25 protein-coding genes are annotated in these 24,254 nt (G+C 70.5%); 8 read left to right on the top strand and 17 right to left on the bottom strand.

The features are described 5' to 3' along the window. Positions 1–63 precede the first annotated feature (63 nt). Genes ACFWU9_RS15740 through cseC form a run of 4 tightly spaced genes read left to right on the top strand, consistent with a single transcriptional unit; the run spans position 64 to position 3,563 of the window. The gene (locus ACFWU9_RS15740; RefSeq protein ID WP_384318499.1) at positions 64–687 is read left to right on the top strand and encodes a SigE family RNA polymerase sigma factor; all 624 of its coding nucleotides are present in this window, start codon (positions 64–66) and stop codon (positions 685–687) included. Further along, positions 675–1,529 carry a hypothetical protein gene (locus ACFWU9_RS15735; protein WP_384318497.1) on the top strand — a complete coding sequence of 285 codons (855 nt, stop codon included), beginning with the start codon at positions 675–677 and terminating at the stop codon, positions 1,527–1,529. Before ACFWU9_RS15740 ends, ACFWU9_RS15735 begins: the two co-directional genes overlap by 13 nt. A gap of 19 nt (positions 1,530–1,548) precedes the next feature. Further along, the gene (gene cseB, locus ACFWU9_RS15730) at positions 1,549–2,253 is read left to right on the top strand and encodes a two-component system response regulator CseB (RefSeq protein WP_384318495.1); all 705 of its coding nucleotides are present in this window, start codon (positions 1,549–1,551) and stop codon (positions 2,251–2,253) included. Beyond that, positions 2,250–3,563 (top strand): two-component system sensor histidine kinase CseC, encoded by a 1,314-nt coding sequence (gene cseC / locus ACFWU9_RS15725; RefSeq protein ID WP_384318493.1) that lies wholly within the window; start codon positions 2,250–2,252, stop codon positions 3,561–3,563. Before cseB ends, cseC begins: the two co-directional genes overlap by 4 nt. A 60-nt stretch (positions 3,564–3,623) precedes the next feature. Here the strand turns inward: cseC and ACFWU9_RS15720 are convergent, their stop codons facing one another. The 3 genes from ACFWU9_RS15720 to ACFWU9_RS15710 all read right to left on the bottom strand — a co-directional run bounded on the left by ACFWU9_RS15720 (position 3,624) and on the right by ACFWU9_RS15710 (position 6,354). Continuing rightward, positions 3,624–4,067: a VOC family protein gene (locus ACFWU9_RS15720; RefSeq protein ID WP_384318555.1), complete on the bottom strand. Its 444-nt coding sequence runs from the start codon at positions 4,065–4,067 to the stop codon at positions 3,624–3,626. An 82-nt stretch (positions 4,068–4,149) separates the two neighbouring features. Further along, positions 4,150–4,584 (bottom strand): helix-turn-helix transcriptional regulator, encoded by a 435-nt coding sequence (locus tag ACFWU9_RS15715; RefSeq protein ID WP_384318554.1) that lies wholly within the window; start codon positions 4,582–4,584, stop codon positions 4,150–4,152. Positions 4,585–4,758: 174 nt separating this feature from the next. Next, on the bottom strand, positions 4,759–6,354 hold the full coding sequence (locus ACFWU9_RS15710; protein WP_384318491.1) for an MDR family MFS transporter: 1,596 nt from the start codon (positions 6,352–6,354) through the stop codon (positions 4,759–4,761). A gap of 145 nt (positions 6,355–6,499) precedes the next feature. Between ACFWU9_RS15710 and ACFWU9_RS15705 the strand changes: the two genes are divergently transcribed. Then, entirely contained in the window at positions 6,500–7,069 is a 570-nt protein-coding gene (locus tag ACFWU9_RS15705; protein WP_384318489.1) for a TetR/AcrR family transcriptional regulator, read from the top strand. Between the two features lie 6 nt (positions 7,070–7,075). Here ACFWU9_RS15705 and ACFWU9_RS15700 read toward each other — a convergent pair whose 3' ends face one another. Next, on the bottom strand, positions 7,076–7,732 hold the full coding sequence (locus tag ACFWU9_RS15700) for a M23 family metallopeptidase (protein WP_384318487.1): 657 nt from the start codon (positions 7,730–7,732) through the stop codon (positions 7,076–7,078). A gap of 536 nt (positions 7,733–8,268) precedes the next feature. After that, positions 8,269–10,797 (bottom strand): ATP-dependent Clp protease ATP-binding subunit, encoded by a 2,529-nt coding sequence (locus ACFWU9_RS15695; protein WP_384318485.1) that lies wholly within the window; start codon positions 10,795–10,797, stop codon positions 8,269–8,271. Between the two features lie 452 nt (positions 10,798–11,249). On the opposite strand from ACFWU9_RS15695, the gene ACFWU9_RS15690 reads away from it, so the two are divergent. After that, the gene (locus ACFWU9_RS15690; protein ID WP_384318483.1) at positions 11,250–11,945 is read left to right on the top strand and encodes an SCO3374 family protein; all 696 of its coding nucleotides are present in this window, start codon (positions 11,250–11,252) and stop codon (positions 11,943–11,945) included. Here the strand turns inward: ACFWU9_RS15690 and ACFWU9_RS15685 are convergent. From ACFWU9_RS15685 to ACFWU9_RS15640, 10 genes are all read right to left on the bottom strand, one after another. After that, positions 11,924–12,259 (bottom strand): Lsr2 family protein, encoded by a 336-nt coding sequence (locus ACFWU9_RS15685; RefSeq protein WP_023539576.1) that lies wholly within the window; start codon positions 12,257–12,259, stop codon positions 11,924–11,926. The two genes, ACFWU9_RS15690 and ACFWU9_RS15685, sit on opposite strands and share 22 nt — an antisense overlap. Positions 12,260–12,403: 144 nt before the next feature. Beyond that, entirely contained in the window at positions 12,404–12,937 is a 534-nt protein-coding gene (locus ACFWU9_RS15680) for an amino-acid N-acetyltransferase (RefSeq protein WP_384318482.1), read from the bottom strand. Positions 12,938–12,946: 9 nt separating this feature from the next. After that, a complete protein-coding gene (locus tag ACFWU9_RS15675; protein ID WP_384318480.1) occupies positions 12,947–13,480 on the bottom strand; it encodes a BlaI/MecI/CopY family transcriptional regulator in 534 nt (177 codons plus the stop codon). 104 nt (positions 13,481–13,584) lie between these two features. Then, a complete protein-coding gene (locus ACFWU9_RS15670) occupies positions 13,585–13,764 on the bottom strand; it encodes a hypothetical protein (protein ID WP_384318478.1) in 180 nt (59 codons plus the stop codon). A gap of 13 nt (positions 13,765–13,777) precedes the next feature. Then, positions 13,778–14,425, bottom strand: coding sequence for a hypothetical protein (locus tag ACFWU9_RS15665; protein ID WP_384318552.1), 648 nt, complete (start codon positions 14,423–14,425; stop codon positions 13,778–13,780). Between the two features lie 173 nt (positions 14,426–14,598). Further along, a complete protein-coding gene (locus ACFWU9_RS15660) occupies positions 14,599–15,396 on the bottom strand; it encodes a type III pantothenate kinase (RefSeq protein ID WP_384318476.1) in 798 nt (265 codons plus the stop codon). Continuing rightward, on the bottom strand, positions 15,396–16,418 hold the full coding sequence (nadC, locus tag ACFWU9_RS15655) for a carboxylating nicotinate-nucleotide diphosphorylase (protein WP_384318474.1): 1,023 nt from the start codon (positions 16,416–16,418) through the stop codon (positions 15,396–15,398). The genes ACFWU9_RS15660 and nadC overlap by 1 nt, the downstream gene beginning before the upstream one ends. A gap of 29 nt (positions 16,419–16,447) precedes the next feature. After that, positions 16,448–18,253 (bottom strand): L-aspartate oxidase, encoded by a 1,806-nt coding sequence (locus tag ACFWU9_RS15650; protein ID WP_384318472.1) that lies wholly within the window; start codon positions 18,251–18,253, stop codon positions 16,448–16,450. Further along, complete coding sequence (gene panC, locus ACFWU9_RS15645; protein ID WP_384318470.1) at positions 18,250–19,305, bottom strand: pantoate--beta-alanine ligase; 1,056 nt, start codon at positions 19,303–19,305, stop codon at positions 18,250–18,252. The genes ACFWU9_RS15650 and panC overlap by 4 nt, the downstream gene beginning before the upstream one ends. Continuing rightward, positions 19,302–20,240 carry a Rossmann-like and DUF2520 domain-containing protein gene (locus ACFWU9_RS15640; RefSeq protein WP_384318468.1) on the bottom strand — a complete coding sequence of 313 codons (939 nt, stop codon included), beginning with the start codon at positions 20,238–20,240 and terminating at the stop codon, positions 19,302–19,304. Before ACFWU9_RS15640 ends, panC begins: the two co-directional genes overlap by 4 nt. A 155-nt stretch (positions 20,241–20,395) precedes the next feature. On the opposite strand from ACFWU9_RS15640, the gene ACFWU9_RS15635 reads away from it, so the two are divergent. Continuing rightward, complete coding sequence (locus ACFWU9_RS15635; protein WP_384318466.1) at positions 20,396–21,583, top strand: threonine aldolase family protein; 1,188 nt, start codon at positions 20,396–20,398, stop codon at positions 21,581–21,583. A gap of 102 nt (positions 21,584–21,685) precedes the next feature. Further along, the gene (locus ACFWU9_RS15630) at positions 21,686–22,777 is read left to right on the top strand and encodes a DUF5937 family protein (protein ID WP_384318464.1); all 1,092 of its coding nucleotides are present in this window, start codon (positions 21,686–21,688) and stop codon (positions 22,775–22,777) included. Between the two features lie 55 nt (positions 22,778–22,832). Here ACFWU9_RS15630 and ACFWU9_RS15625 read toward each other — a convergent pair whose 3' ends face one another. After that, positions 22,833–23,435 (bottom strand): AAA family ATPase, encoded by a 603-nt coding sequence (locus ACFWU9_RS15625; RefSeq protein WP_384318462.1) that lies wholly within the window; start codon positions 23,433–23,435, stop codon positions 22,833–22,835. Further along, the gene (locus tag ACFWU9_RS15620; protein ID WP_384318460.1) at positions 23,435–24,112 is read right to left on the bottom strand and encodes a response regulator; all 678 of its coding nucleotides are present in this window, start codon (positions 24,110–24,112) and stop codon (positions 23,435–23,437) included. Before ACFWU9_RS15620 ends, ACFWU9_RS15625 begins: the two co-directional genes overlap by 1 nt. Positions 24,113–24,254 lie beyond the last annotated feature (142 nt).

Here is a 24,254-nt window from a genome sequence, read left to right as displayed (position 1 = left end):
ACGTCAGCGAAGAACAGGGCAGCGCGGTTCACGGTGCAGTTCACGGGGTGGGAGGCGGTTGGCATGGCGCACGGCGAGGTGCTCGAATTCGAGGAGTACGTACGCACCCGGCAGGAGGCACTGCTGCGCAGTGCGAGGCGTCTGGTCCCCGACCCGGTCGACGCCCAGGACCTGCTCCAGACCGCGCTGGCCCGCACGTTCGGCCGCTGGGACGGCATCGCCGACAAGTCCCTCGCCGACGCCTATCTGCGCCGGGTCATGATCAACACCCGTACGGAGTGGTGGCGGGCGCGCAAGCTCGAAGAGGTGCCGACCGAGCAGCTGCCGGAACCCTGCGTCGAGGACGGCGCGGAACAGCGCGCCACCCGGGCCCTGCTCATCGACATCCTCGGGGTCCTCACCCCGAAGCAGCGCAGCGTCGTCGTCCTGCGGCACTGGGAGCAGGTCAGTACGGAGGAGACGGCGGCGGCGCTCGGTATGTCTACCGGTACCGTGAAGAGCACGCTGCACCGGGCGCTCGCCAGACTCCGCGAGGAGCTGGAGGCCCGGGAGCTTGCGCGCCGGGACGCGGAGCGCGGGACGACGCCGGGGAACCGGCGGCCCGAGCACCGGACACCGCGCGCCCACGCACCGCGGCGTGCTGGTTGTCGGCGCGACGGACGGGGGCAGGAGCGGTGCGCGGCCTGAGGCGCGAGGGAGAGAGCACGCCTGCCCCGAGAGCGAGCGGCCGGGAAGCGGGTCGCCCGGAAACGGTCGAGCGGGGAGCGGACGAGCGGGGAGCGGACGAGCGGCGCGGGCAGGACGGGACGGCTCACGACCGGCTCACCGACGGCCTGGGGTCCGACGACGAGTCCCCGCCCCGCCGGTTCCCGAGGACCGTGACGCTGACGGCGACGACCGCCACCGGCGGTGTGGCGCTGGCGGCGCTCATCGGCTTCGGTCTGTTCGTCATCGGCTGCTCCACGAGCGCGACCGGTACCAGGGACGAGGGCGCCGCGTCCGTGGCGACGGTCGAGCCCTTCTCGCCGCCGACCTCCGAGCCCTCGGCCCTGCCGGCCCAGGACATCGACCCGCTGGCCCTGCTTCGGGGGGACCCCAAGGTGAGCGGCCAGGTCAAGGCGGACCTCAAGCCGTGCGCCAAGGACGCGTACCCGGTGGACACCTCCTACGGGAATCTGACCGGCGGCACCGCGCCCGATGTGGTGATCAACGTGATGACCTGCGACGACGCCGTGGGACTCGCGACGTATGTCTACCGCGAGTCCGACCGGCACTACGTGAACGTCTTCGTCGCCGAGGAGCCCGCCGTGTACGCCACGATCGACCGCGGTGAGCTGGTGGTGACCCGCCAGGTGTACGCGAAGGGTGACCCCGTCTCGTACCCCTCCGGCGAGGACGTCGTCACCTACGCGTGGACGGACACGAGATTCGCCGAGCGCTACCGGGTGCGCAACAACTACAGCGGGGTGGTCGGCAACGGCCCGGTGGATGCCGCCACACCGCCCGCGACCAGCGGCAACGACGACTGAGAGAGCTGAGAGCTGTCGGATGGTGGAGACCCATGTCCTCTTCGTCGAGGACGACGACGTCATCCGCGAGGCCACCCAACTCGCGCTGGAGCGCGACGGCTTCGTGGTGACGGCCATGCCGGACGGCCTCTCCGGTCTGGAGGCGTTCCGGGCCGACCGGCCGGACATCGCGCTGCTCGACGTGATGGTGCCGGGCCTGGACGGGGTGAGTCTGTGCCGCCGTATCAGGGACGAGTCGACCGTGCCGGTGATCATGCTGTCGGCGCGGGCCGACTCGATCGATGTGGTGCTGGGCCTGGAGGCGGGGGCCGACGACTACGTGACCAAACCCTTCGACGGCGCGGTACTGGTCGCCCGTATCCGTGCCGTGCTGCGCCGCTTCGGGCACGCGGGCGGACCCGCGGGTGAGTTCGGCGGGCCGGACCGTGCGGACGAGGGCGGCGCCCGGTCCTTCGGTGATCTGGAGATCGACACGGAGGGCATGGAGGTACGCAAAGGGGGGCGGCCGGTGGCGCTGACACCGACCGAGATGCGGCTGCTGATCGAGTTCTCGGCGGCTCCGGGGACCGTCCTCTCCCGTGACAAGCTGCTCGAACGCGTCTGGGACTACGGCTGGGGCGGTGACACACGGGTGGTGGACGTCCATGTGCAGCGGCTGCGCGGGAAGATCGGACAGGACAGGATCGAGACGGTCCGCGGCTTCGGCTACAAGCTCAAGGCATGAAGCGGCTCGCCCTGCGCACCGGTGTCCGGTGGAAGATCAGCATCGCGATCGCGGCGGTCGGCGCCCTGACCGCGATGGCGCTGAGCCTTGTCGTGCACAACGCGGCCCAGGTGTCGATGCTGGACAACGCGCGTGAGGTGCAGCTGGAGCGGCTGCTCTTCGCGCAGCGTATGTACGACTCGACGCATGAGCTGAAGTTCGGTACGAAGCTGAACGACCCCTCGCTCCCCGACGACCTGCGGCAGAAGGTGCAGGAGGGCAGACGGGCCACCTATGTGCGGGACTCGGCGGACGGGACGCCCGATGTCTGGGCGGCCGTACCGCTGGAGAACGGTGTGCTGTCCCTCCACAGCAAGTTCGCCGACCGCTCGGTGACGATCATGAAGGATCTCGACCGGGCCCTGCTGATCGGCTCGGTCTGTGTGGTCGTGGGCGGATGTGCGCTGGGCGTGCTGATCGGCGGGCAGCTCTCGCGTCGGCTGCGCAAGGCCGCCGCCGCCGCGGGCAAGGTGGCGCAGGGCAATACGGACGTGCGGGTACGTGAGGCGGTCGGCGGAGTCGTACGGGACGAGACCGACGAGCTGGCGCGCGCGGTCGACGCCCTGACCGACGCGCTGCACGAGCGGATCGAGGCCGAGCGCCGCGTCACCGCCGACATCGCGCACGAGCTCCGTACGCCGGTGACGGGCCTGCTCACGGCTGCCGAGCTGCTGCCGCCCGGACGCCCGACCGAGCTGGTCAGGGACCGCGCGCAGGCCATGCGGACGCTGGTCGAGGACGTCCTCGAAGTCGCCAGGCTCGACAGCGCGTCGGAACGCGCCGAGTTGCAGGAGGTAGCGCTCGGTGAGTTCGTCAGCAGGCGGGTGGCGCTGCTCGATCCCGATGTGCGCATACAGGTCGTGCACGAGTCCTGGGTAAACACCGATCCGCGCAGGCTGGAGCGGATTCTCGGCAATCTCCTGGCCAACGCGGCCAAGCACGGCTCCACCCCCGTCGAGGTGACCGTCGAGGGCCGTGTGGTGCGCGTACGCGACCACGGTCCCGGCTTCCCCGACGCCCTGCTGCGCGACGGGCCGAGCCGGTTCCGTACGGGAGCGAGCGACCGCGCCGGCCACGGCCACGGTCTCGGCCTGACGATCGCCGCCGGTCAGGCGCGTGTCCTCGGGGCGCGGCTGACCTTCCGCAACGCGGCGCCGGAGAGTCTGACGCCGGACCCGGACGAGACGGGCGGCGCGATAGCCGTCCTGTGGCTTCCCGAGCACGCCCCGACGTCGACGGGCAGCTTCCCGATGATCAAACTCCCGGAGTGAGGGCCCCGGAAGCCACCACTCCACTCGCTCTCCCGCAAGGACGGCGCCGGCCCCCGAGGGTCAGGCCCATTCCTTCTCCAGGTCCAGGTCACCCTCCTTGGTCTGGGTGAACGAGAACCAGTTCCCCGAGTCGTCCCGGAAGATCGCCTCCGTGCCGTACGGACGCTCCTGCGGTTCCTGGAGGAACTCCACGCCCTTCGCCTTGAGCTTCTCGTAGTCCCCGTGGACATCGTCCGTGGCGAGCACGCCCGCGCCGAGCATCCCCTTGCTGATCAGCGTCTTGATAGCGGCGGCCGACTCCTCGTCCATCGCGTGCCCGCCCGGCAGCATCAGCGTCAGCACCACGTCCGGCTGGTCCTTGGCGCCGACCGTCAGCCAGCGCATCCCTCCCTCGCCCAGGGTCATGTCGGTGCGGACCTCAAGACCGAGCTTGTCGACGTAGAACTCCTTCGCCCGGTCCTGGTCGAGCACCCAGACGGTGGAGATGGCGAGACCCTTGATCATGACGTGCTCCTCGGAGAGATGTGCCGTACGCGGGCCGCTCACCGGCCCCCTGCTTCCTTCTTCACCGTAGACACCGGCGCCGTCAGGGAGCTTCTCCAGAATTGCGGTTCTCGCCCGGCCGGTCCGATGCGTCCGGCACGTCCGGCGTCTGCCGCGCGGTGGTGTCCCTGGGCGGGAAGCCACCGGCCCAGAGCAGCGCGTAACACCCCGGAATGAGCGCGGCCCCCCGGCCCGCGTGCTTCGCGCGATACGCGCTCGGCGTGCTGCCCGTCTGCTCCTTGAAGCGCTTGGAGAAGGTGCCGAGGCTGCTGAAGCCCACGAGGACGCAGATCTCGGTGACCGTGAGATTCGCCGAGCGCAGCAGCTCCTCGGCGCGCTCTATGCGTCTGCGGGAGAGATAGCGGCCGGGCGTCTGCCCGTACACCGCCTTGAAGGCGCGCACGAAGTGATAACGCGAATACCCGGCGTGGGCGGCGACCGCGTCCAGGTCGAGCGGGTCCGCCCAGTCGCGGTCCATGGCGTCCTTGGCCAGACGCAGCTGCCGCAGGTGCGTGAGGGGCACCTGCGGCCGCTGACCTGCTTCTTCACTGTTCACGTCCTCGATGCTGGCACGCCCCTCCGACAACGGCCCCCCGCCGTCCACAGCCAGCCTCTGCGGTCCTACAAGCAGATCGCAGACCCGATCGCCTGGCTACGCGGACTGCGGGACCTTGTCCCCCTCGGACGCCGCCGGGCCCTTGTCGGATCCGGACTGCTCGGCCTTCTGCGGACCGGCGCCCCGCAGCGGGACCTCCTTGACGAAGAACGCCGCGAGGAAGCCGATCACCGCGACCGAACCGGCCAGCAGGAAGGCCACGTGCGTACCGGACGACACCGCGACCTGGTACGCCTCACGCGCCGCCTCCGGCAGCTTGGCCAGGCTCGCCGCGTCGAGCTGCGCGGACTTCTGCGTCACGGCGTCACCGCCGCGCGCCGCCATCTCCTCCTGCACCTTGCTGGTGAACAGCGCGCCCATGATGGCGACGCCGAAGGAGCTGCCGAGCGTACGGAAGAGGGTGGTCGACGACGAGGCGACGCCCATGTCCTTCGGCTCGGCGCTGTTCTGCGCCACGAGCATGGTGATCTGCATCAGGAAGCCCATACCGGCGCCGAGGACGGCCATGAAGACGCCGGAGGTCAGCCGGGAGGTCTCGGTGTCCATCTGCGCGAGCAGGAAGAGCCCGGTGACCATCAGGGCACCGCCCGCGATGGGGAAGATCTTGTACTTGCCGGTGTTGGTGGTGACCCGGCCCGCGACGAGCGAGACGAGCATCATCGACAGCAGCATCGGCAGCAGGAGCAGTCCGGAGTTGGTCGCGGACGCGCCCTGCACGGACTGCTGGTAGAGCGGCAGGAAGAGGACCGCTCCGAACATCACGAAGCCGGTCAGGAAGCCGATCACCTGCATCAGGCTGAAGTTGCGGTTGCGGAAGATGTGCAGCGGCATGATCGGCTCGGGCGCCTTGGTCTGCACGTACACGAAGGAGACGAGGGTGACGACGCCGATGGCGATCAGCTCCATGATCACCGAGGAGCTCCAGGCGTACTCCGTGCCGCCCCAGGTGGTGACCAGCACGATCGAGGTGATGCCGACCGTCAGGAGGGCGGCGCCGAGATAGTCGACCTTGTGCTTGGTCCGCTCGACCACGGGCAGGTGCAGCACGGTCACGATCATCGCGAGGGCGACGGCGCCGAGCGGCAGGTTGATGTAGAAGCTCCAGCGCCAGCCGAGGTGGTCGGTGATGGTGCCGCCGACCAGCGGTCCGCCGATCATGGCGAGGGCCATCACGCCGGCCATCATGCCCTGGTACTTGCCGCGCTCACGGGGCGGTATGAGGTCACCGATGATCGCCATGACGCCGACCATGAGTCCGCCGGCGCCCAGGCCCTGGATGGCACGGAAGCCGATGAGCTGCCCCATGTCCTGGGCCATGCCGCTGAGCGCGGAGCCGATGAGGAAGATGACGATGGAGAGCAGGAAGATGTTCTTCCGCCCGTACATGTCGCCGATCTTGCCCCAGATCGGGGTCGAGGCGGCGGTGGCGAGCGTGTACGCGGTGACCACCCAGGACAGGTGTTCCAGACCACCCAGTTCGCCGACGATGGTCGGCATCGCGGTGCCGACGATCATGTTGTCCAGCATGGCGAGCAGCATCGCGATCATGAGCGCGAGCAGGACCACCCGCACGCTGCGCGGCTGTGGCTCAGCCTTCTTCTTCTGTTCCGACCCCACCGCGTCGAGCGACATGGCCCCCACTCCCCTGTTTCCTGGTCTCTTCTCTGGTTCTGCCGGCGCCTCACTACTTACTTGCCGACCGGCAAGCTAAGTACACTGGGGAAAGTAGACCTGTCACTTGCCGGTCGTCAAGTAAGTAATTTTCGGGAGAGCAGTCATGGGCAGCACAGCGCAGCCGCGTCGGGGCGACACCCGCCAGCGCATCCAGGACGTAGCGCTGGAACTCTTCGCCGAGCAGGGCTACGAGAAGACCTCGCTCCGCGAGATCGCCGAGCACCTGGATGTGACCAAGGCCGCTCTCTACTACCACTTCAAGACCAAGGAAGACATCGTGGTCAGCCTCTTCCAGGATCTGGCCCGGCCGATCGACGACCTGATCGTCTGGGGCGAGACCCAGCCGAGGACCCTGGAGGTGAAGAAGGACCTCCTACGGCGCTACAGCGACGCGCTCGGCGCCGCCGCGCCCCTCTTCCGCTTCATGCAGGAAAACCAGGCGACGATGCGCGACCTGAGCGTGGGAGAGACCTTCAAGGGCCGCATGCTGCGGCTGATGGAGCTGCTCAACGAGCCCGGCGGCTCGATGTCCGACCGGGTGCGCTGCTTCACCGCGATCTTCACGATGCATGCCGGCATGCTCGCCCTCACGGACGTCGAAGGCGACCCCGAGGAGAAGCGGGAAGCCATCCTCGGGGTCGCCATCGATCTGCTGGTTCAGGCCAACGACTGACCCGCGTCACACAGTGACGTCAGCGGCGCGCAGGAAGGTCAGCGGGTTGAGCGCGCTGCCGTAGTTCGGGGTCGTACGGACCTCGAAGTGCAGGTGCGGGCCGCTCGAATTGCCGGTGTTGCCGGAGAGCGCGATGCTCTCGCCCTTGTCGACCTTCTGGCCGATGTGCACCTTCACCTTGGACAGGTGGGCGTACTGGGTGTACTTCGCGTTCTTCGTGCCGTGCTTGATGACTATCGCGTTGCCGTACGCGGGACCGTCACCGGCGCCGTTGGGCCCGGCCTTCACGACGGTGCCGTCGTGCGCGGCCTTCACGTTCGTGCCGACGGGGACGGCGAAGTCCTGGCCGGAGTGCTTGTGGGCCCACCTGCCGCCGCCGATGCCGAAGCCGGCGCTCAGCTCGTACTTGGAGACGGGCTTGCCCCAGGTCGGCGACTTCTTGGCCTTGGCCTTGTCGGCGGCCTTGGTGACGCTCGCCTTCTCGGTGGCGGCCTTCTTCTCGACGGACGCGGCGGCGGTCGCGTGGGTGGTGCCCGCGTCGCCGCTGCTGTTCGCGGCGAACGCGACCCCCGCTCCGAGCGCCGTCGTCACTCCGAGTCCGGCGGCCAGGATGGCGGCACGGGTACGGAGAGTGGACTGGCGGGGCGTGGTGCGCTGCGACATTGAGAAACCTCCGGGCATCAATGGACCCGGCGCTCGGAGCACCGGGAGCTGGCGTGCCATCCCTTGGTAACCCGACCGCCCATCACACCCCAAACAGCCCATCTACGACATGTCGTCGTAGCCGCCGCACCGGTAACTCGACCCCTTGACTACCTGAAGCATCCCCTTGGCCTGATCCGAAATGTCCGCATTAAATACCGTTTACTCGCACGTCAGAGGGGCGTGCGCCCCATGTGCCGGCAGGCCGTATCCCGGTCCCGGGGCGTCGGGACCAAGGTCCCGAGGCGGACCTTTCCGAAGGTCCCGCCGGAATCACCCGGTTCACCACTATTCCTGACCGTAGGCCCGGAAAGGGGTGTGCTGCTTGTCACGACCGGGGCCGCCAGGAGGCCCGGACGGAGCCGCCACGGAGCTGTCCCGGAGCCACCACGGAGCCGTCCCGGAACACGACGGAGGGGTGGCCCGGGACCAGTTACGGTCCCGGGCCACCCCTCTGGGCTGGGCTCAGCCTCGCCTCAGCGTGGGCTGGTCTCCCGCTACGCTTCCTTCGTCAGGTTCGGACCGGCGCCGCCGCCGGCCGCCTGCTCGATCGGCGGGACGTCGGGCAGCGCCGACTTCTCCTCGCCGCGGAAGCTGAACTTCTTCTCCTCGCCCTCGCCCTCGGTGTCCACGACCACGATGTGACCGGGGCGCAGCTCACCGAAGAGGATCTTCTCGGAGAGGATGTCCTCAATCTCGCGCTGGATCGTCCGGCGCAGCGGCCGGGCGCCCAGAACGGGGTCGTAACCCCTCTTGGCGAGCAGCGCCTTGGCGCTCGGGCTGAGCTCAAGGCCCATGTCCCGGTCCTTCAGGCGCTCGTCCACCTTGTGCACCATGAGGTCGACGATCTGGATGATGTCTTCCTCGGTCAGCTGGTGGAAGACGACGGTGTCGTCCACACGGTTGAGGAACTCGGGCCGGAAGTGCTGCTTGAGCTCCTCGTTGACCTTGTTCTTCATCCGCTCGTAGTTGGACTTCGTGTCGCCCTGGGCGGCGAAGCCCAGGTTGAACCCCTTGGAGATGTCCCTGGTCCCGAGGTTGGTCGTCATGATGATGACCGTGTTCTTGAAGTCCACGACCCGGCCCTGGGAGTCGGTCAGCCGACCGTCCTCCAGGATCTGCAGAAGGGAATTGAAGATATCGGGGTGGGCCTTCTCGACCTCGTCGAAGAGGACGACGGAGAACGGCTTCCGGCGCACCTTCTCGGTGAGCTGGCCGCCCTCTTCGTACCCCACGTATCCGGGGGGAGAACCGAAGAGACGCGAAACCGTGTGCTTCTCGCTGAACTCCGACATGTCGAGGGAGATCAGCGCGTCCTCGTCGCCGAAGAGGAATTCGGCGAGCGTCTTGGAGAGCTCCGTCTTACCGACTCCGGACGGGCCGGCGAAGATGAACGAGCCACCGGGACGCTTGGGGTCCTTCAGACCCGCACGCGTACGCCTGATCGCCTGGGAGAGCGCCTTGATGGCGTCCTTCTGGCCGATGACCCGCTTGTGGAGCTCGTCCTCCATACGGAGCAGCCGCGAGGACTCCTCCTCGGTGAGCTTGAAGACCGGGATGCCCGTGGCGGTCGCCAGGACCTCGGCGATCAGCTCCTCGTCCACCTCGGCGACGACATCCATGTCGCCGGCCTTCCACTCCTTCTCCCGCTTGGTCTTCGCGGCCAGCAGCTGCTTCTCCTTGTCGCGGAGCGACGCTGCCTTCTCGAAGTCCTGGGAGTCGATGGCCGACTCCTTGTCACGGCGGACGTTCGCGATCTTCTCGTCGAACTCGCGGAGGTCCGGCGGAGCGGTCATCCGGCGGATACGCATCCGTGAGCCGGCCTCGTCGATCAGGTCGATCGCCTTGTCCGGCAGGAAGCGGTCGGAGATGTACCGGTCGGCGAGCGTCGCGGCGGCGACCAGCGCGGAGTCCGTGATGGACACGCGGTGGTGCGCCTCGTAACGGTCGCGCAGACCCTTGAGAATCTCGATCGTGTGGGGCAGCGACGGCTCGGCGACCTGGATCGGCTGGAAGCGGCGCTCCAGCGCGGCGTCCTTCTCCAGGTGCTTGCGGTACTCGTCGAGGGTCGTCGCGCCGATGGTCTGGAGCTCTCCACGGGCGAGCATCGGCTTCAGGATCGAAGCCGCGTCGATCGCGCCCTCGGCGGCGCCCGCACCCACCAGGGTGTGGAGCTCGTCGATGAACAGGATGATGTCGCCGCGGGTGCGGATCTCCTTGAGGACCTTCTTCAGGCGCTCCTCGAAGTCACCTCGGTAGCGGGAGCCCGCGACCAGGGCGCCGAGGTCCAGGGTGTAGAGGTGCTTGTCCTTGAGGGTCTCGGGCACCTCGCCCTTGACGATGGCCTGCGCCAGTCCCTCGACGACCGCCGTCTTGCCGACGCCGGGCTCGCCGATGAGGACCGGGTTGTTCTTCGTACGGCGGGAAAGCACCTGCATGACCCGCTCGATCTCCTTCTCGCGCCCGATGACCGGGTCGAGCTTGGACTCACGAGCTGCCTGGGTGAGATTCCTGCCGAACTGGTCCAGGACGAGGGAGGTCGAGGGCGTGCCCTCGGCCGGGCCGCCGGCGGTGGCGGCCTCCTTGCCCTGGTAGCCGGAGAGCAGCTGGATGACCTGCTGCCGCACCCGGTTCAGATCGGCGCCCAGCTTCACGAGGACCTGGGCGGCGACGCCCTCGCCCTCGCGGATCAGGCCGAGCAGGATGTGCTCGGTGCCGATGTAGTTGTGGCCGAGCTGAAGGGCCTCGCGGAGCGACAGCTCCAGGACCTTCTTGGCACGGGGCGTGAAGGGGATGTGGCCGGACGGAGCCTGCTGGCCCTGCCCGATGATCTCCTCCACCTGCTGGCGGACCGCCTCGAGCGAAATCCCGAGGCTCTCCAGGGCCTTAGCGGCGACACCCTCACCCTCGTGGATAAGGCCCAGGAGGATGTGCTCGGTGCCGATGTAGTTGTGGTTGAGCATCCGGGCTTCTTCCTGAGCCAGGACGACAACCCGCCGCGCGCGGTCGGTGAACCTCTCGAACATCGTTAATCGCTCCTCAGAGCGGTCAGGCAGTAAAGGGGTCGGTCCCCTCCCTGTCCTTCCGCAGCTTAGTCCCGCAAGCGGGGACCGCTCATTCCAACTGCCGACATCCGCCGTGATCACCCCGCCGTCGGCGGCGAACTTTCCTCACGAACAGCCGACACCTGCTCCAACCTGATGGTGCGAGACGATGTTCCCGCAGGCCAGACAGATACCCCCGCTATCGGTACGCCGATGGCGAACGTGAGACGTCCAGGACCGCGTGTCGCCCCTCCCCACTAGGAATGTCTTACCCGTAAGGACTGACAGTCCATGCGGCGCACCCCCGTTCGCTCCGCTACGGGCGAACACCCTTGCACTCCCGAATGCTTCCGCACGCCCCCGAAGCGGCGACGCAGAGCGAGCGGACATCGACTCTGCGTAACTCAATGCCGGGGCGGGGAGTTGGTCGGAACATGGCTCTCCCCGTTCCGTCCCCCCGCGCGCCGCTGCCGGTCGAAGGCGGCGGCGCCCTCTGGTACGAGCGGAGGCTGGGCTGGGCCGCGGTGGCGGGGCCGCCCGTGGCTCTGCTGACCGGGCTGCGCTTCGACGTTCTGGAGCTGCCGGCCGACGCGGGCGCCGCGGTGCTGCGGCGGATCGGCCCTGCCGGGACGGGGCCGGTGGCTCTCGTGGAGGGCCGGACGCGGCTGCTGGTGGGCGCGGGCGCCGCCGACGAATTGCCGGGGCTGCTCGACTGGCTGGAATGGGGCGGCGTCGGGCTCGATCTGACGGCGGTGGGCGCCGGGGGCCGGGTGACCGCTCCCGAGCCTCCCGGAAACCCGGACGGGCCATGGTGTCGCGGGGGTCCCAGGGGTCCGACGGCAGCCGCGCCGCGGGACGCCGGCGGTGCGGGGGGCGGGGGCCCGGGGACGGAGCAGGGGGCCGCCGTCTGGCTGCGGCCCCCCGAGCCTGGACGCGAGGTGGAGCCGACACTGCCGGCCCTCACTCATTTCGGACACGGACCGGGAGGCGGTGCCGGACTCGGGGACAGGGGTGGGGATGTCCCCGATCTCGTTCGACTCGTGGACACGGCGGCCTCGGAGTGCCACCGCGCCCGATTGCTTCGTGGAGAATCGGCGCGTACGAAATCTCAGCCGTTGGCCTTCTCGTAGGCTTCGCGGATCTCGGCCGGAACACGACCGCGATCGTTGACGCTGTAGCCGTTCTCCTTGGCCCACTTGCGAATTTCCGCGGTGTCCTTGTTCCCACCCGCGGCGGCGCGGCCCTTGCCACGGCCACCGGCGGCGCGGCCACCGGTGCGACGGCCACTCTTGGTGTACGGGTCGAGCAGCCCACGAAGCTTGTCCGCATTCGCGTTCGTGAGGTCGATCTCGTAGGTCTTGCCGTCCAGCGCGAACGTGACGGTCTCGTCCGCCTCGCCACCGTCGAGGTCGTCAACAAGAAGGACCTGAACCTTCTGTGCCACCGGATTTCCTTTCATCGAAAATGCAGTACGCCGAAAGGAAACCGCTTTTCTCAGGAAAACACAAACCCTCGGCAGAGGTTCAGTAGCACAAGAACACGGGAAACGTGCGCGATTCGGACATAGGGTTCCGGGTTCTTCCGCCGCTCAGAGGTGCAGAAGCATCCGGCTGTTACCCAAGGTGTTCGGCTTCACCCGTTCGAGACCGAGGAACTCGGCGACACCCTCGTCATAGGAACGCAGCAGCTCACTGTAGACATCTCCGTCGACAGGAGTCTCGCCGATCTCCACGAAGCCGTGCTTGATGAAGAAGTCGACTTCGAAGGTCAGACAGAATACGCGCCGCACCCCGAGCCACCGGGCGGTCCGCAACAACTTGTCGAGCACATGCCGCCCGATGCCGGTGCCCCGGAAGCGGGGATCCACCGCGAGTGTGCGCACTTCGGCGAGGTCTTCCCACATGACATGGAGTGCGCCGCATCCGACGACCGTCGCGTCGTCGTCCCGTTCGGCGACCCAGAACTCCTGGATGTCCTCGTAAAGGGTCACCGTCGCTTTGTCGAGCAGGATGCCGTCGCGCACGTACGGGTCGAGGAGACGACGGACGGCGGACACATCGCTCGTCCTGGCACGCCGGACGGTGATGGCATTTGCATCGACTTCTCGAACCTCGGAGGACATGACTGGACGCTATCGCCCGGCGGGATGCTCTCGGTCGGCGCCCTCGGCGGGGACTTCGGGACGCACTTCGGGCGGCACTTCGGCCGACACTTCGCCGGCCACTTCGGGGTTCGCTTCCGGCGGGCCTTCCGGCGCCGCCTCCGACGCGTCTTCCCCGGGACCTTCCCCGGCGGCTTCCGCCCGGTCGCCGCTGACCATACGGACCGCGTCCTCCAGGGCTTCGCGCTGCGCCGGCGACATCATCCCGAAGAAGGCGACAAGAGCGGCCGCCGGGTTGTCACTCTTGGACCACGCTTCGTTCATCAGCGCGGCCGCGTAGGCGGCGCGTGTGGAGACCGCCATATATCTATAGGCGCGGCCGTCGACTTCCCTGCGTACCCAGCCCTTCTGATGGAGATTGTCCATTACGGTCATGACGGTCGTGTAGGCGATGGACCGTTCCCGCTGAAGGTCTTCCAGGACTTCCCTGACGGTGACCGGACGGTTCCATTCCCAGACGCGGCTCATGACGGCGTCTTCCAGGTCTCCCAATTGACGGGGCACATCGTCACCATAGTGCGAGATGTCCGAATGGTCGGCTATTGACGTTACAAAAGGACGTACGACCTCACGGAAGTCGTACGTCCTGATCGTCGGCCCCGCCGCCGTCAGGCGCCGGAGGGCCTGCCCTGCTGTTCCACGGCCTCCGCGCGGGCGATCGCCGCGTCCACGGCCGCGTCCTCCTTCGTCTTGTTGTCGCCGCCCTGGCTCTTGACGATCGTCACGACCAGGCCGATGAAGAAGGCGGCCATCACCACGGGAGGCAGGAGAGCGGATACGTAGTCCATGGCCCCAGAGTAGCTATCCGGCGGCCCGCCGCTCCGGTGGGGGCGCGGGCTTGCGGCGCGGCGGAAAGACCTCGGACGGCTTGGGCATGGGGCGTTCGGTGGCGGGACGCCCGGGCGCCGCCGGGCGCGGCGACGCGGGCTGCTTCCCCGGCACCTTCCTCGGCTCCTTGCCGGGCTCCTTCCCTGACCCCTTTCCCGGGTCCTCCTTCGGCCGCTGCGGGTCGTCGGCCGAGGCACGGCCCCCCTGGAGCGCGAGCAGCCGGGTACGGGGCGCGGGGGCCCCGGGCGAGCGGCCGGCGAGGCGGGCCCGTACGGAGTTCTCGGTGGCCCGCTGACAGTGGTCGAGCAGCGCGGCGGCGACGGGTGCGGCGCGCAGGGTGCGCAGAGCCATGAGGTCCTCCGGGCGGGGGTCGTACCCGGCGGCCAGGGCGTCCTGGAGGAGCTCCAGATAGCCGGCGGCCGAGCCGGGAAGCGCGGCGCGGTAGCGGGAGAGATCGGCGAGGAGGAACGCGCGCAGCCGGCCGGCCTCGCGGACCGCCTCGTCCACGGACTCGGCGAGCCGCAGGCACGCCTGGACGTCCTCGTCGGGAAGGGGGACGGGGTGGAGGGCCACGGCGAGGGCGCCTCGGAGCACACGCAATTCGTCTGCGCCGAACGCCATGCCGCCGCGGGATCCGTAGGGCGTGGGCATGGGGTGACGATACTCACGAATCGCACAAAATCGTCTAAACGCGACGGCTGCGGCGCGCCGGGATCTCCGTCGCCACCTGCGGCTCGACCGCCGGACGGGCCCTCTCCCGGCCGCCCGGCGCCCGATCCCGAACCGGCCCGGAGCTACATCCGGGCCACGTTCCGCTCGTACACCAGTCGCAGCCCGATCAGGGTCAGCCACGGCTCGTGCTCGTCGATCACCGTGGCCTCGCCGAGGATGATCGGCGCCAGGCCGCCGGTCGCGATCACGGTCACATCGCCCGGGTCGTCGGCCAGCTCGCGCGCCATCCGTGTCACGACCCCGTCGACCTGGCCCGCGAACCCGTACACGATGCCCGACTGCATCGCCTCGACGGTGTTCTTGCCGATCACGCTGCGCGGCCTCGCCAGCTCGATCTTGCGCAGCTGGGCGCCCCTTATGCCGAGCGCCTCGACGGAGATCTCGATGCCGGGCGCGATGACCCCGCCGGTGTACTCCCCGCGCGCGCTGACCGCGTCGAACGTCGTGGCCGTGCCGAAGTCCACGACCACGGCCGGGCCGCCGTACAGCTCGACGGCGGCGACCGAGTTGATGATCCGGTCGGCGCCTACCTCCTTGGGGTTGTCCACGAGGATCGGTACGCCGGTCTTGATGCCGGGCTCGACCAGGACGGCGGGCACGTCTCCGTAGTAGCGGCGGGTGACCTCGCGCAGCTCGTGCAGGACGGAGGGCACGGTGGAGCAGATCGCGATGCCCTCGACGCCGTCGCCCAGCTCCTCGCCGAGCAGCGGGTGCATCCCCATGAGTCCCTGGAGGAGGACGGCCAGTTCGTCGGCCGTCCGGCGCGCGTCGGTGGAGACGCGCCAGTGTTCGACGATCTCCTCGCCGTCGAACAGACCGAGCACGGTGTGCGTGTTGCCGACGTCGATGGTGAGCAGCATCAGACAGCCGCCTCACGCAGGTCGAGACCGATGTCGAGGATCGGGGCGGAGTGTGTGAGGGCGCCGACGGCGAGATAGTCGACGCCGGTCTCGGCGTACGCGCGGGCGTTCTCCAAGGAGAGCGTGCCGGACGACTCCAGCAGCGCGCGGCCGGCGACGAGCGTGACCGCCTCGGCCGTCTCGGCCGGGGTGAAGTTGTCCAGCAGGATCAGATCGGCCCCCGCGTCCAGGACCTCGCGGACCTGCTCCAGCGTGTCGGTCTCGACCTCGATCGCCAGGTCCGGGAACCGCTCCCGTACGGCCTTGAACGCCTGCGCGACCCCGCCCGCCGCGACCACGTGGTTGTCCTTGACGAGCGCCGCGTCGGAAAGCGACATCCGGTGGTTGACTCCCCCGCCGCAGCGCACGGCGTACTTCTCCAGGGCGCGCAGACCCGGTGTCGTCTTACGGGTGTCGCGCACCTTCGCGCCGGTGCCTTCGAGCGCGTCGGCCCACGCGCGCGTGGCCGTCGCGATACCGGAGAGCCGGCACAGGAGGTTGAGCGCGCTGCGCTCCCCGGTGAGCAGGTCACGGGTGCGGGTGGTGACGCTCAGGAGCGTGTCGCCGGCCTCGACGCGGGCGCCGTCCTCGACGTGCCTCTCGACCTCGAAGTCCTCCGTACAGACGATGGAGAGCACGGCCTCGGCAACGCGCAGCCCGGCGACCGTACCGCTCTTGCGGGCGGTGAAGTCGCCGGTGGCGACGGCGTCGGCGGGGACGGTCGCCACGCTCGTCACGTCCAGGCCGTGGTCGAGGTCCTCACCGATGGCGACGTGCGCGATGTCCTCGACCTGGACGGGGTCGAGTCCCGCCTCGGCCAGCAGCTCGGCGAGCGCGGGGTCCAGACCGCACTCCAGCGATTCCTCCCCGTCGGAACAGCCGCAGCCGTCGCCGCAACCCCCCGCGGCGGACGCCGGGGCGCCGATCTGGATGAGCGGTACGTCCACGGCCTCGGGGCGCGGACTGTCTTCGGGCGTGCTCACGGTAACGGCTCCCTGGGGGACGGAGAGATCTACGGGGTGTGTACGGCGGGAAATACGGGGGTGTCGGTCCGGCTCAGCTCCAGGGCACGGCCCGTGCCGAGGCGTACGACGAGATGGCGGCGCCAGTCGGCCTCGTCCCGCTCGGGGAAGTCCTCGCGCCAGTGGCAGCCCCGGGTCTCCGCGCGCTCCAGGGCCGCGGCCACGAGGACGCGGGCGACGCAGAGGAGGTTGGAGGTCTCCCACGACTCGACGCCCGGCTCGACGGGTTTGCCGAGGTGAGCCGGGTCCGTCGGGTTCAGGGCGTCCTGGAACACGGCCTCCAGTGCCTCGGCGGCCACGCCCAGACTGGTCGCGGACCTGAGGACCCCGGCGCCCTCGGACATGATCCGCTGGATCGTGAGGCGCGCCTCGGGCGCGATGAGCGGCAGGAGCGCCGCGGACCCGGCCGACGCGGCCGCGGGCCGGGCGTCGGCCGTCGCAGCCGCGGGCTTGGCGTCGGCCGTCGCAGCCGCGGGCTTGGCGTCGGCCGACGCGGTGGGGCGGCGGCCCCCCGCGACGGCGGCGATGTCGGCCGCGATGCGCTCGGCGAAGACGAGGCCTTCGAGGAGGGAGTTGGAGGCCAGCCGGTTGGCGCCGTGGACGCCCGTGCAGGCCACCTCGCCGCAGGCGTAGAGGCCCGGCACGGTCGTACGGCCGCGCAGGTCCGTGCGGACGCCGCCGGACGCGTAGTGCGCGGCGGGCGCGACCGGGACGGGCTCGGTGACCGGGTCGATGCCGTGGGACCGGCAGGCGGCGAGGATGGTGGGGAAGCGGGTGGCCCACATCTCGGCGCCGAAGTGCCTGGCGTCCAGATACATGTGGTCGACGCCCTGCTCCCGCATCCGGCGCGTGATGCCCTTGGCGACGATGTCGCGGGGCGCCAGCTCGGCCAGTTCGTGCTGGTCGAGCATGAAGCGGACACCGTCGGCGTCCACGAGATGGGCGCCCTCGCCCCGTACCGCCTCGGAGACCAGCGGCTGCTGGCCCTCCGCCCCGGCCCCGAGGAAGAGCACCGTCGGGTGGAACTGGACGAATTCGAGGTCGGAGACCTCCGCGCCGGCGCGCAGCGCGAGCGCCACGCCGTCGCCGGTGGAGACGGGCGGATTGGTCGTCGCGGAGAAGACCTGGCCCATGCCGCCGGTGGCCAGGACGACGGCGGGGGCGCGGACGGCGCCGACACCGTCGTGCTGGCCCTCGCCCATCACATGGAGGGTGACGCCGCAGGTGTTGCCGTGCTCATCCGTAAGGAGGTCGAGCACCAGCGCGTTCTCGACGGTCCGAAGGGCCGCGTCGCGCACGGCGTCGACCAGGGCGCGGGAGATCTCCGCGCCGGTCGCGTCGCCTCCCGCGTGGGCGATACGGCGACGGTGGTGGCCGCCCTCGCGGGTCAGCTGGAGCTCGCCCGCCGCCGACGTGTCGAACCGCGCGCCCGTCCCGATCAGCCGGCGTACGGCGTCGGGCCCCTCCGTGACCAGGGTGCGTACGGCCTCCTCGTCGCAGAGGCCGGCGCCCGCCACGAGGGTGTCGCTCAGGTGCTGCTCGGGGGTGTCGCCCTCACCGAGCGCCGCGGCGATGCCGCCCTGCGCCCAGCGGGTGGAGCCGTCGTCCAGGCGGGCCTTGGTGACGACGACCGTCCTGAGACCGGCCGCCGTGCAGCGCAGCGCCGTGGTGAGCCCGGCGACCCCGGAGCCGACCACGACCACGTCTGCGTCGACGGACCAGCCCGGCACGGGCGCCGTGAGCTGGATGCCGGGCGGGCGGGCGGGGCCCGACTCCCGTATGGGCTCGGCGGTCACTGGGAGGCTCCGAACGTCAGGGGGATGTTGTCGATCAGCCGCGTCCGGCCGACCCGCGCGGCCACGGCGAGGATCGCCTCGCCGGTGTGATCGTCGGGGACCTCGGTGAAGTCGGCGGGATCCACGAGGGCGAGGTAGTCGAGCGTGAAGGACGCGCTGTCCCTGACCGCCTGGTCGAGGACGACGCGGGCGGCGGACCGTACGGCGTGCGCGCCGCAGGCCCCCGTCCGCGGCGTACCGGAGGCGGCGTTGGCCACCGCGTGGCTGTCGGCGGCGGCGCGGGCCTCGCCGAGCGCCGAGAGGGCGGCGGCCCGTGTCGTGGAGGTCGGCGCCGACTCCGCGCGGGCGCGCAGCGCGTTCTGGGCGCCGAGGCGGTCGCTCGCGGCGAAGAGCGCGCGGGAGAGGGTGAGCGCGGTCCTGCGCTCGGCGGCGGAGAGGTAGCGGTTACGGCTGGAGAGGGCGAGCCCGTCGTCCTCACGGACGGTCGGCACGCCGACGATCTCGACGGGGAAGTTCAGGTCACGGGCCATCCGCCGGATCAGCGCGAGCTGCTGCGCGTCCTTCTGTCCGTAGAAGGCGATGTCGGGACGGGTGAGGTGCAGCAGTTTCGCGACGACGGTGAGCATGCCGTCGAAGTGCCCGGGACGTACGGCGCCTTCGAGGCGCTCCCCCATGGGCCCGGCGGAGATCCGCACCTGGGGCGCGCCGCCGGGGTAGACCTCGTCGGCGGACGGCGCGAACACGGCGTCGGCCCCTGCCGCCCCGGCCGTCCTCAGGTCCGATTCGAGCGTCCGGGGATAGCGGTCCAGGTCCTCGTTCGCGCCGAACTGGAGCGGGTTGACGAAGACAGTGACGACGACGAAGCCGGCCCGGCCGACGTGCCGGCGGGCGGCTCGTACGAGTGCGGCGTGACCGTCGTGGAGGGCGCCCATGGTCATGACGACGGCGGTACGGGGGGCCGGGGCTCCCTCGGCCGCAGCCGTCCGCGCGTGGCCGTGCCGGGCGAGCAGCCCGTCCAGCTCCGCGCGCGTGGACGCCAGTTCGAGGCTCATCGGTCGCTCCCCGGCCGGTGGCCGCCGTCGGCCAGGACGTCCAGCAGGTCCTCGGCCAGCTCCGGCTTGAGCAGACCGTGGGCGAGCGCCCGGTCGGCCGTCGTACGGGCCATCGCCAGATAGCCGGGCACGGCGGCGGGCGCGTGCTCCCGCAGCTCCGCGACGTGCGCCGCGACGGTGCCCGCGTCACCGCGCGCCACGGGGCCGGTGAGGGCCGCGTCGCCGGAGCGCAGCGCGTTGTCGAGGGCGGCGCCGAGGAGCGGGCCGAGCATCCTGTCCGGCGCCCCGACCCCCGCCTTGGCCAGCAGCTCCATCGCCTGGGCGACAAGGGTGACCAGGTGGTTCGCGCCGAGCGCCAGGGCCGCGTGGTAGAGCGGGCGGGCGTCCTCCTCGACCCACTCGGGCTCGCCGCCCATCTCGATGACCAACGCCTCGGCGGCCAGCCGCAGTTCGTCGGGGGCCGTGACCCCGAAGGAGCAGCCCGCCAGCCGCTGGACGTCCACGGAGGTACCCGTGAACGTCATCGCGGGGTGGAGCGCGAGCGGGAGCGCGCCCGCGTGCAGCGCGGGCGCGAGCACCTTCGTGCCGTACCGCCCCGACGTGTGGACCAGCAGTTGTCCCGGACGGACGGCGCCGGTCTCGGCGAGCCCTTCGACCAGACCCGGCAGCGCGTCGTCCGGAACGGTCAGCAGCACCAGCTCCGCGCGGGCGAGCACTTCGGCGGGTGTCACGAGGGGCACCTCGGGCAGCAGGACGGCCGCCCTCCGTACAGAGGCGTCGGAGACGCCCGACGCGGCGACCGGGCGGTGGCCGGCGAGGCGGAGAGAGGCCGCGAGCGCCGGTCCCACACGACCGGAACCGACGACTCCGACCGTGAGCCTGGCGGGCCTGTCCCGTGGGTCACGAGGATCGAGGGGGACTGCTGATGCGTTCACGCGGCGGGGCCTTCCGTTCCAGTCCGCGACGGGTACCGGACGATTTCTCGCCATGCTACGCCAGCGATTCGTGGCATTCCCCGACTGTTTACAGGGTGCGGGCGTCCCTGGTAAAAGCACTGGGCGGAGCGGGCCTCGTGGACGATGATCGGCCCATGGGAGACACGAGCGAGCAGGACGAACGACGGCGGCGGCTGGCCGCCTGGCACGCCTCGGAACGGATTCTCTGGCGGGGCCACGCCGACCGTCCCGTCGGGGAACAACTGGCCGCGCTGGCGGCCGACGCGTCGTCGGTCTACGACCTCGACGAGTGGGCGGACGTGTACGGGAACGGGGTCGTGGCCGAGCTGGAGAGCCGGGTCGCGGCCCTCCTCGGCTTCCCGGCCGCCGCGTTCTTCCCGACCGGCACGATGGCGCAGCAGGTGGCACTGCGGTGCTGGGCCGGGCGCACCGGCAACGCGACCGTGGCCCTGCACCCGATGGCGCACCCGGAGGTGCACGAGGGCGGCGCCCTGCCGGTGGTGAGCGGGCTCCGTACGATCCATCCGACGTCCGAGCCCCGGCTGCCGACGGCCGAGGAGATCCAGGACACGGACGAGCCGTTCGGCACCCTGATGCTCGAACTGCCGCTGCGTGACGCGGGGTTCGTACTGCCGGCGTGGGACGAGCTCGTCGCCGTGGTGGCGGCGGCGCGCGAGCGCGACGCGGTGGTGCACTTCGACGGCGCGCGGCTGTGGGAGAGCGTGACGCACTTCGGCCGCCCGCTGGAGGAGATCGCGGGGCTCGCGGACAGCGTGTACGTGTCCTTCTACAAGTCGCTCGGCGCGATGTCCGGAGCGGTGCTCGTGGGGTCCTCGACGCTCGTCGAGGAGGCACGGGTGTGGCGGCATCGGTACGGAGGACAGGTCTTCCAGCAGTTTCCGGCGGCGCTGTCCGCGCTGCTCGGGCTGGAGCGGGAGCTGCCACGGCTGCCGTCGTACGTCGCCCACGCGCGCGTGGTCGCGGCGGCGCTGGCGGACGCGTTCGCGGAGTCGGGGGCAGGGCCGGTCGCGCCCTGGTTCCGGGTGCATCCCCGCCGGCCGCACACCCACCAGTTCCAGGTCTGGCTTCCTTACGACGCGCGGGTGCTGAACGAGGCGGCCGTGCGGCAGGCCGAGGAGAGCGGGGTGTCGCTCTTCCGCCGCTGGTTCGACTCGGGCTCCGGTCCGCCGGGCGTCTCGGTGACCGAGGTGACGGTGGCGGAGGACGGACTGGAGTGGACGGCGGACGACGTCCGGCGGGCCGTGGGCGAGTTCATGGCCCGTGTGAAGGAGGAGTCCGGGGCCGGTCACGGGCCGGCCTGACCGGCGCGCCGGGGGCGGTCGCCGGGCCCGCACCGGCCCGTCGATTGACGGGCGCCGTCAATCGTCGGCCCCGCTGTCAGTGGCGGCGTGCAGCATGGACGCATGAGCGTGACCATCGACATCACAGGGCTGCCCCAGGAGCGGATCGTCTTCGGACCGTCCCCGCTCGCCGAACTGGCCGCAGCCCTGCACGCGCTGTCCGAGCCCGGGCACCACGCCCGGCTCCACGGCTGGGTCACCTCCACCTCGGCCGCGCTCAAGCCGGAGCTGGCCGACCGGCTGCACGAGGCGGATTTCCTGTGGCGGTCCACCCGCTCGGACATCCTGCTGCCCGCCCGTCCCCGCGAGACGCTGGCGGAGGAGCTGGACGACCTCGACCGGATGCCGGACGAGCGGTATGTGGCGGCGGCGCTGGAGATCTCCTGCGCCAGCCAGTACGACACGGGCGCCCCGTCCCCGCTGGTGGACGCCCGCACCCGGGAGCGCGCGCTGGAGCTGGCGGCGGCGCGCGGACCCCGGCAGTCCGCGTTCGTACGGCGCATGCTGGCCGACCCGCCGGCCGTCCGGGCGTGGATACGGCGGCTGATGGAGGACTGCGACCAGGCGTTCTTCGCCGAGACCTGGCAGCGCGTCCGGGTCCAGCTGGCCGCCGACGCCCGGCACAAGACCGAACTGCTGCGGCGCAGGGGACTCTCGGAAGCCCTCGCCGCCGTCTCGTCCGCCGTGAGTCTCCAGGAGAACGGGGAGGGCACCGCCGTCGTCGTGGACAAGCTCTCCTCGGGAAGCACGAGCGCCGCCGGATCGGGGCTGACCTTTCTGCCGACCGCCTTCGGCTGGCCGCATCTGCTCGCGCTGCACGCGCCCGGCTGGCAGCCCGTCGTGCAGTATCCGGTGGGCAGTCCGGAGCCGACGGGCGGGGCGCCCTCCGTGGAGACGGTCAAGCTCCGTCTAGAGGCGGTCGCGCACCCCATGCGGATGCGGCTGTGCAGGAGTCTCGCGCGGGGTTCGTACACGACGAGCGAGCTGGCCGACACGTACGGGATAACGGCGCCGGAGGTGTCCCGGCATCTGGCGGTGATACGCAGGGCGGGGCTGCTGACGACCCGTCGCAGGGGGCGCTACGTGCTGCACCAGCTGGACGTGACGCTGGTGGCCCGGCTGGGCAGCGACTTCCTGGAGGGTGTGCTGCGATGACAGGCGCGTCGGGGAGACGGCGCGCGGACGGCCTGGGGGTCAGACGGCCTGGGGGTCAGTCGAAGCGGATGTGTTTGACGCTGATCCAGGCGCGCCGCAGCCGGTGGCGGAAGGCGCCGTCGGTGTTCGGGGCGAGCCGCAGCCCCGCCGACCCGGCGACGGTGTCGGCGACCTGGGGGACCGTCATGTCGTCCGTACGGATGTGCTCGCCGAACTCCGGCCGGGACAGCCGTTCCAGACAGTGGTCCAGCTTGGCGACGCCGAAGCTCTCCCGCCTGGGTCCCCTCCCGAGCCCGCGCTCACTGAGCCTCTTCAGGACGGTCTCACGCTCGGCGAGCAGCGCGAAGTGGCGTACGTCGTGGCCCTCCTCGCGCAGACGGCCGACGATCTCCTTGAAGTAGCGGTCGTGCACGAGGGTCATGGGGGCGATCACCGTCCCGTCGTGCTCACGCAGCACCAGATCGAGCACCTCGCGCACCCCGTGCCGCCAGGCGGGAAGGTCCTGGAAGTCGCCCCGCAGCGCGGGAGGCAGCATGCGGTGCAGCCCGAACCCGACGCGCTCCGGATCGCAGATGACGCTCCCCGGCAGCCGACGCGCGATCTCGTGCGCCGTCTGCGTCTTGCCGCCGCCGAAGGGTCCGTTGATCCAGAGGAGCATCAGACGGCACCGCCTCCGGCCCGCACCAGCCCGGACTCGTACGCGAGCACCACGACCTGCACGCGGTCGCGCAGACCGAGTTTGGTGAGGATGCGGCCCACGTGGGTCTTCACGGTCGCCTCGGAGAGGACGAGCCGCGCGGCGATCTCGCCGTTCGACAGCCCCTGGGCGACGAGCAGCATGACCTCACGCTCACGGCCGGTCAGCCGGTCCAGCGCGCCGGCGACGGCCTTGTTCTCCCGGCCGCTCGGCAGCATGGCCGAGAAGCGGTCGAGCAGCCGCCGTGTCGTGGACGGGGCGACGACCGCGTCACCGCTGTGCACGGCGCGGATCGCGCTGAGCAGCTCGGACGGCGGCACGTCCTTGAGCATGAAGCCGCTGGCACCGGCCTTGAGCCCGGAGAAGGCGTACTCGTCGAGGTCGAACGTCGTCAGGATGAGCACCTTGGGCGCGCCGGGCTCCGCGCAGATCCGGCGGGTCGCCTCCACGCCGTCGAGCCGGGGCATGCGTACGTCCATGAGGACGACATCCACGGAGGTGGAGCGCAGATTCTCGATCGCCTCCGCGCCGTCGCCCGCCTCCGCGACGACCTCCATGTCCGGCTGAGCGGCCAGCACCATGCGAAAACCGGTGCGGAGCAGCACCTGGTCGTCGACGAGCATCACGCGGATCGACATCGGCGGGTTCCTTGTCCGTTGGGGCCGGCGGTCGGTGGGTGGTCGGTCTGTCGGTGCTCGGTCGGTGGTCGGTCGGTCGGTCGGTCGAAGGTGGTTCGCAGTCGGAGCCGGCCGTCGTCGAGCCGGGTTCGGAGCAGCGGTG

The organism is Streptomyces sp. NPDC058653 (assembly GCF_042716895.1).
Taxonomy (GTDB): domain Bacteria; phylum Actinomycetota; class Actinomycetes; order Streptomycetales; family Streptomycetaceae; genus Streptomyces.
The sequence above is the reverse complement of the archived record's forward strand: the minus strand, read 5'-3'. Positions and strand labels throughout refer to the sequence as shown.

Coding starts and splice junctions, on each gene's coding strand:
- ACFWU9_RS15740 (WP_384318499.1), top strand. CDS start 64: ATGGCGCACGGCGAGGTGCTCGAATTCGAGGAGTACGTACGCACCCGG.
- cseB (WP_384318495.1), top strand. CDS start 1,549: ATGGTGGAGACCCATGTCCTCTTCGTCGAGGACGACGACGTCATCCGC.
- cseC (WP_384318493.1), top strand. CDS start 2,250: ATGAAGCGGCTCGCCCTGCGCACCGGTGTCCGGTGGAAGATCAGCATC.
- ACFWU9_RS15720 (WP_384318555.1), bottom strand. CDS start 4,067: ATGATCAAGGGTCTCGCCATCTCCACCGTCTGGGTGCTCGACCAGGAC.
- ACFWU9_RS15715 (WP_384318554.1), bottom strand. CDS start 4,584: ATGGACCGCGACTGGGCGGACCCGCTCGACCTGGACGCGGTCGCCGCC.
- ACFWU9_RS15710 (WP_384318491.1), bottom strand. CDS start 6,354: ATGTCGCTCGACGCGGTGGGGTCGGAACAGAAGAAGAAGGCTGAGCCA.
- ACFWU9_RS15705 (WP_384318489.1), top strand. CDS start 6,500: ATGGGCAGCACAGCGCAGCCGCGTCGGGGCGACACCCGCCAGCGCATC.
- ACFWU9_RS15700 (WP_384318487.1), bottom strand. CDS start 7,732: ATGTCGCAGCGCACCACGCCCCGCCAGTCCACTCTCCGTACCCGTGCC.
- ACFWU9_RS15695 (WP_384318485.1), bottom strand. CDS start 10,797: ATGTTCGAGAGGTTCACCGACCGCGCGCGGCGGGTTGTCGTCCTGGCT.
- ACFWU9_RS15690 (WP_384318483.1), top strand. CDS start 11,250: ATGGCTCTCCCCGTTCCGTCCCCCCGCGCGCCGCTGCCGGTCGAAGGC.
- ACFWU9_RS15680 (WP_384318482.1), bottom strand. CDS start 12,937: ATGTCCTCCGAGGTTCGAGAAGTCGATGCAAATGCCATCACCGTCCGG.
- ACFWU9_RS15670 (WP_384318478.1), bottom strand. CDS start 13,764: ATGGACTACGTATCCGCTCTCCTGCCTCCCGTGGTGATGGCCGCCTTC.
- ACFWU9_RS15665 (WP_384318552.1), bottom strand. CDS start 14,425: ATGGCGTTCGGCGCAGACGAATTGCGTGTGCTCCGAGGCGCCCTCGCC.
- ACFWU9_RS15660 (WP_384318476.1), bottom strand. CDS start 15,396: ATGCTGCTCACCATCGACGTCGGCAACACGCACACCGTGCTCGGTCTG.
- panC (WP_384318470.1), bottom strand. CDS start 19,305: ATGAGCCTCGAACTGGCGTCCACGCGCGCGGAGCTGGACGGGCTGCTC.
- ACFWU9_RS15635 (WP_384318466.1), top strand. CDS start 20,396: ATGGGAGACACGAGCGAGCAGGACGAACGACGGCGGCGGCTGGCCGCC.
- ACFWU9_RS15630 (WP_384318464.1), top strand. CDS start 21,686: ATGAGCGTGACCATCGACATCACAGGGCTGCCCCAGGAGCGGATCGTC.
- ACFWU9_RS15625 (WP_384318462.1), bottom strand. CDS start 23,435: ATGCTCCTCTGGATCAACGGACCCTTCGGCGGCGGCAAGACGCAGACG.
- ACFWU9_RS15620 (WP_384318460.1), bottom strand. CDS start 24,112: ATGTCGATCCGCGTGATGCTCGTCGACGACCAGGTGCTGCTCCGCACC.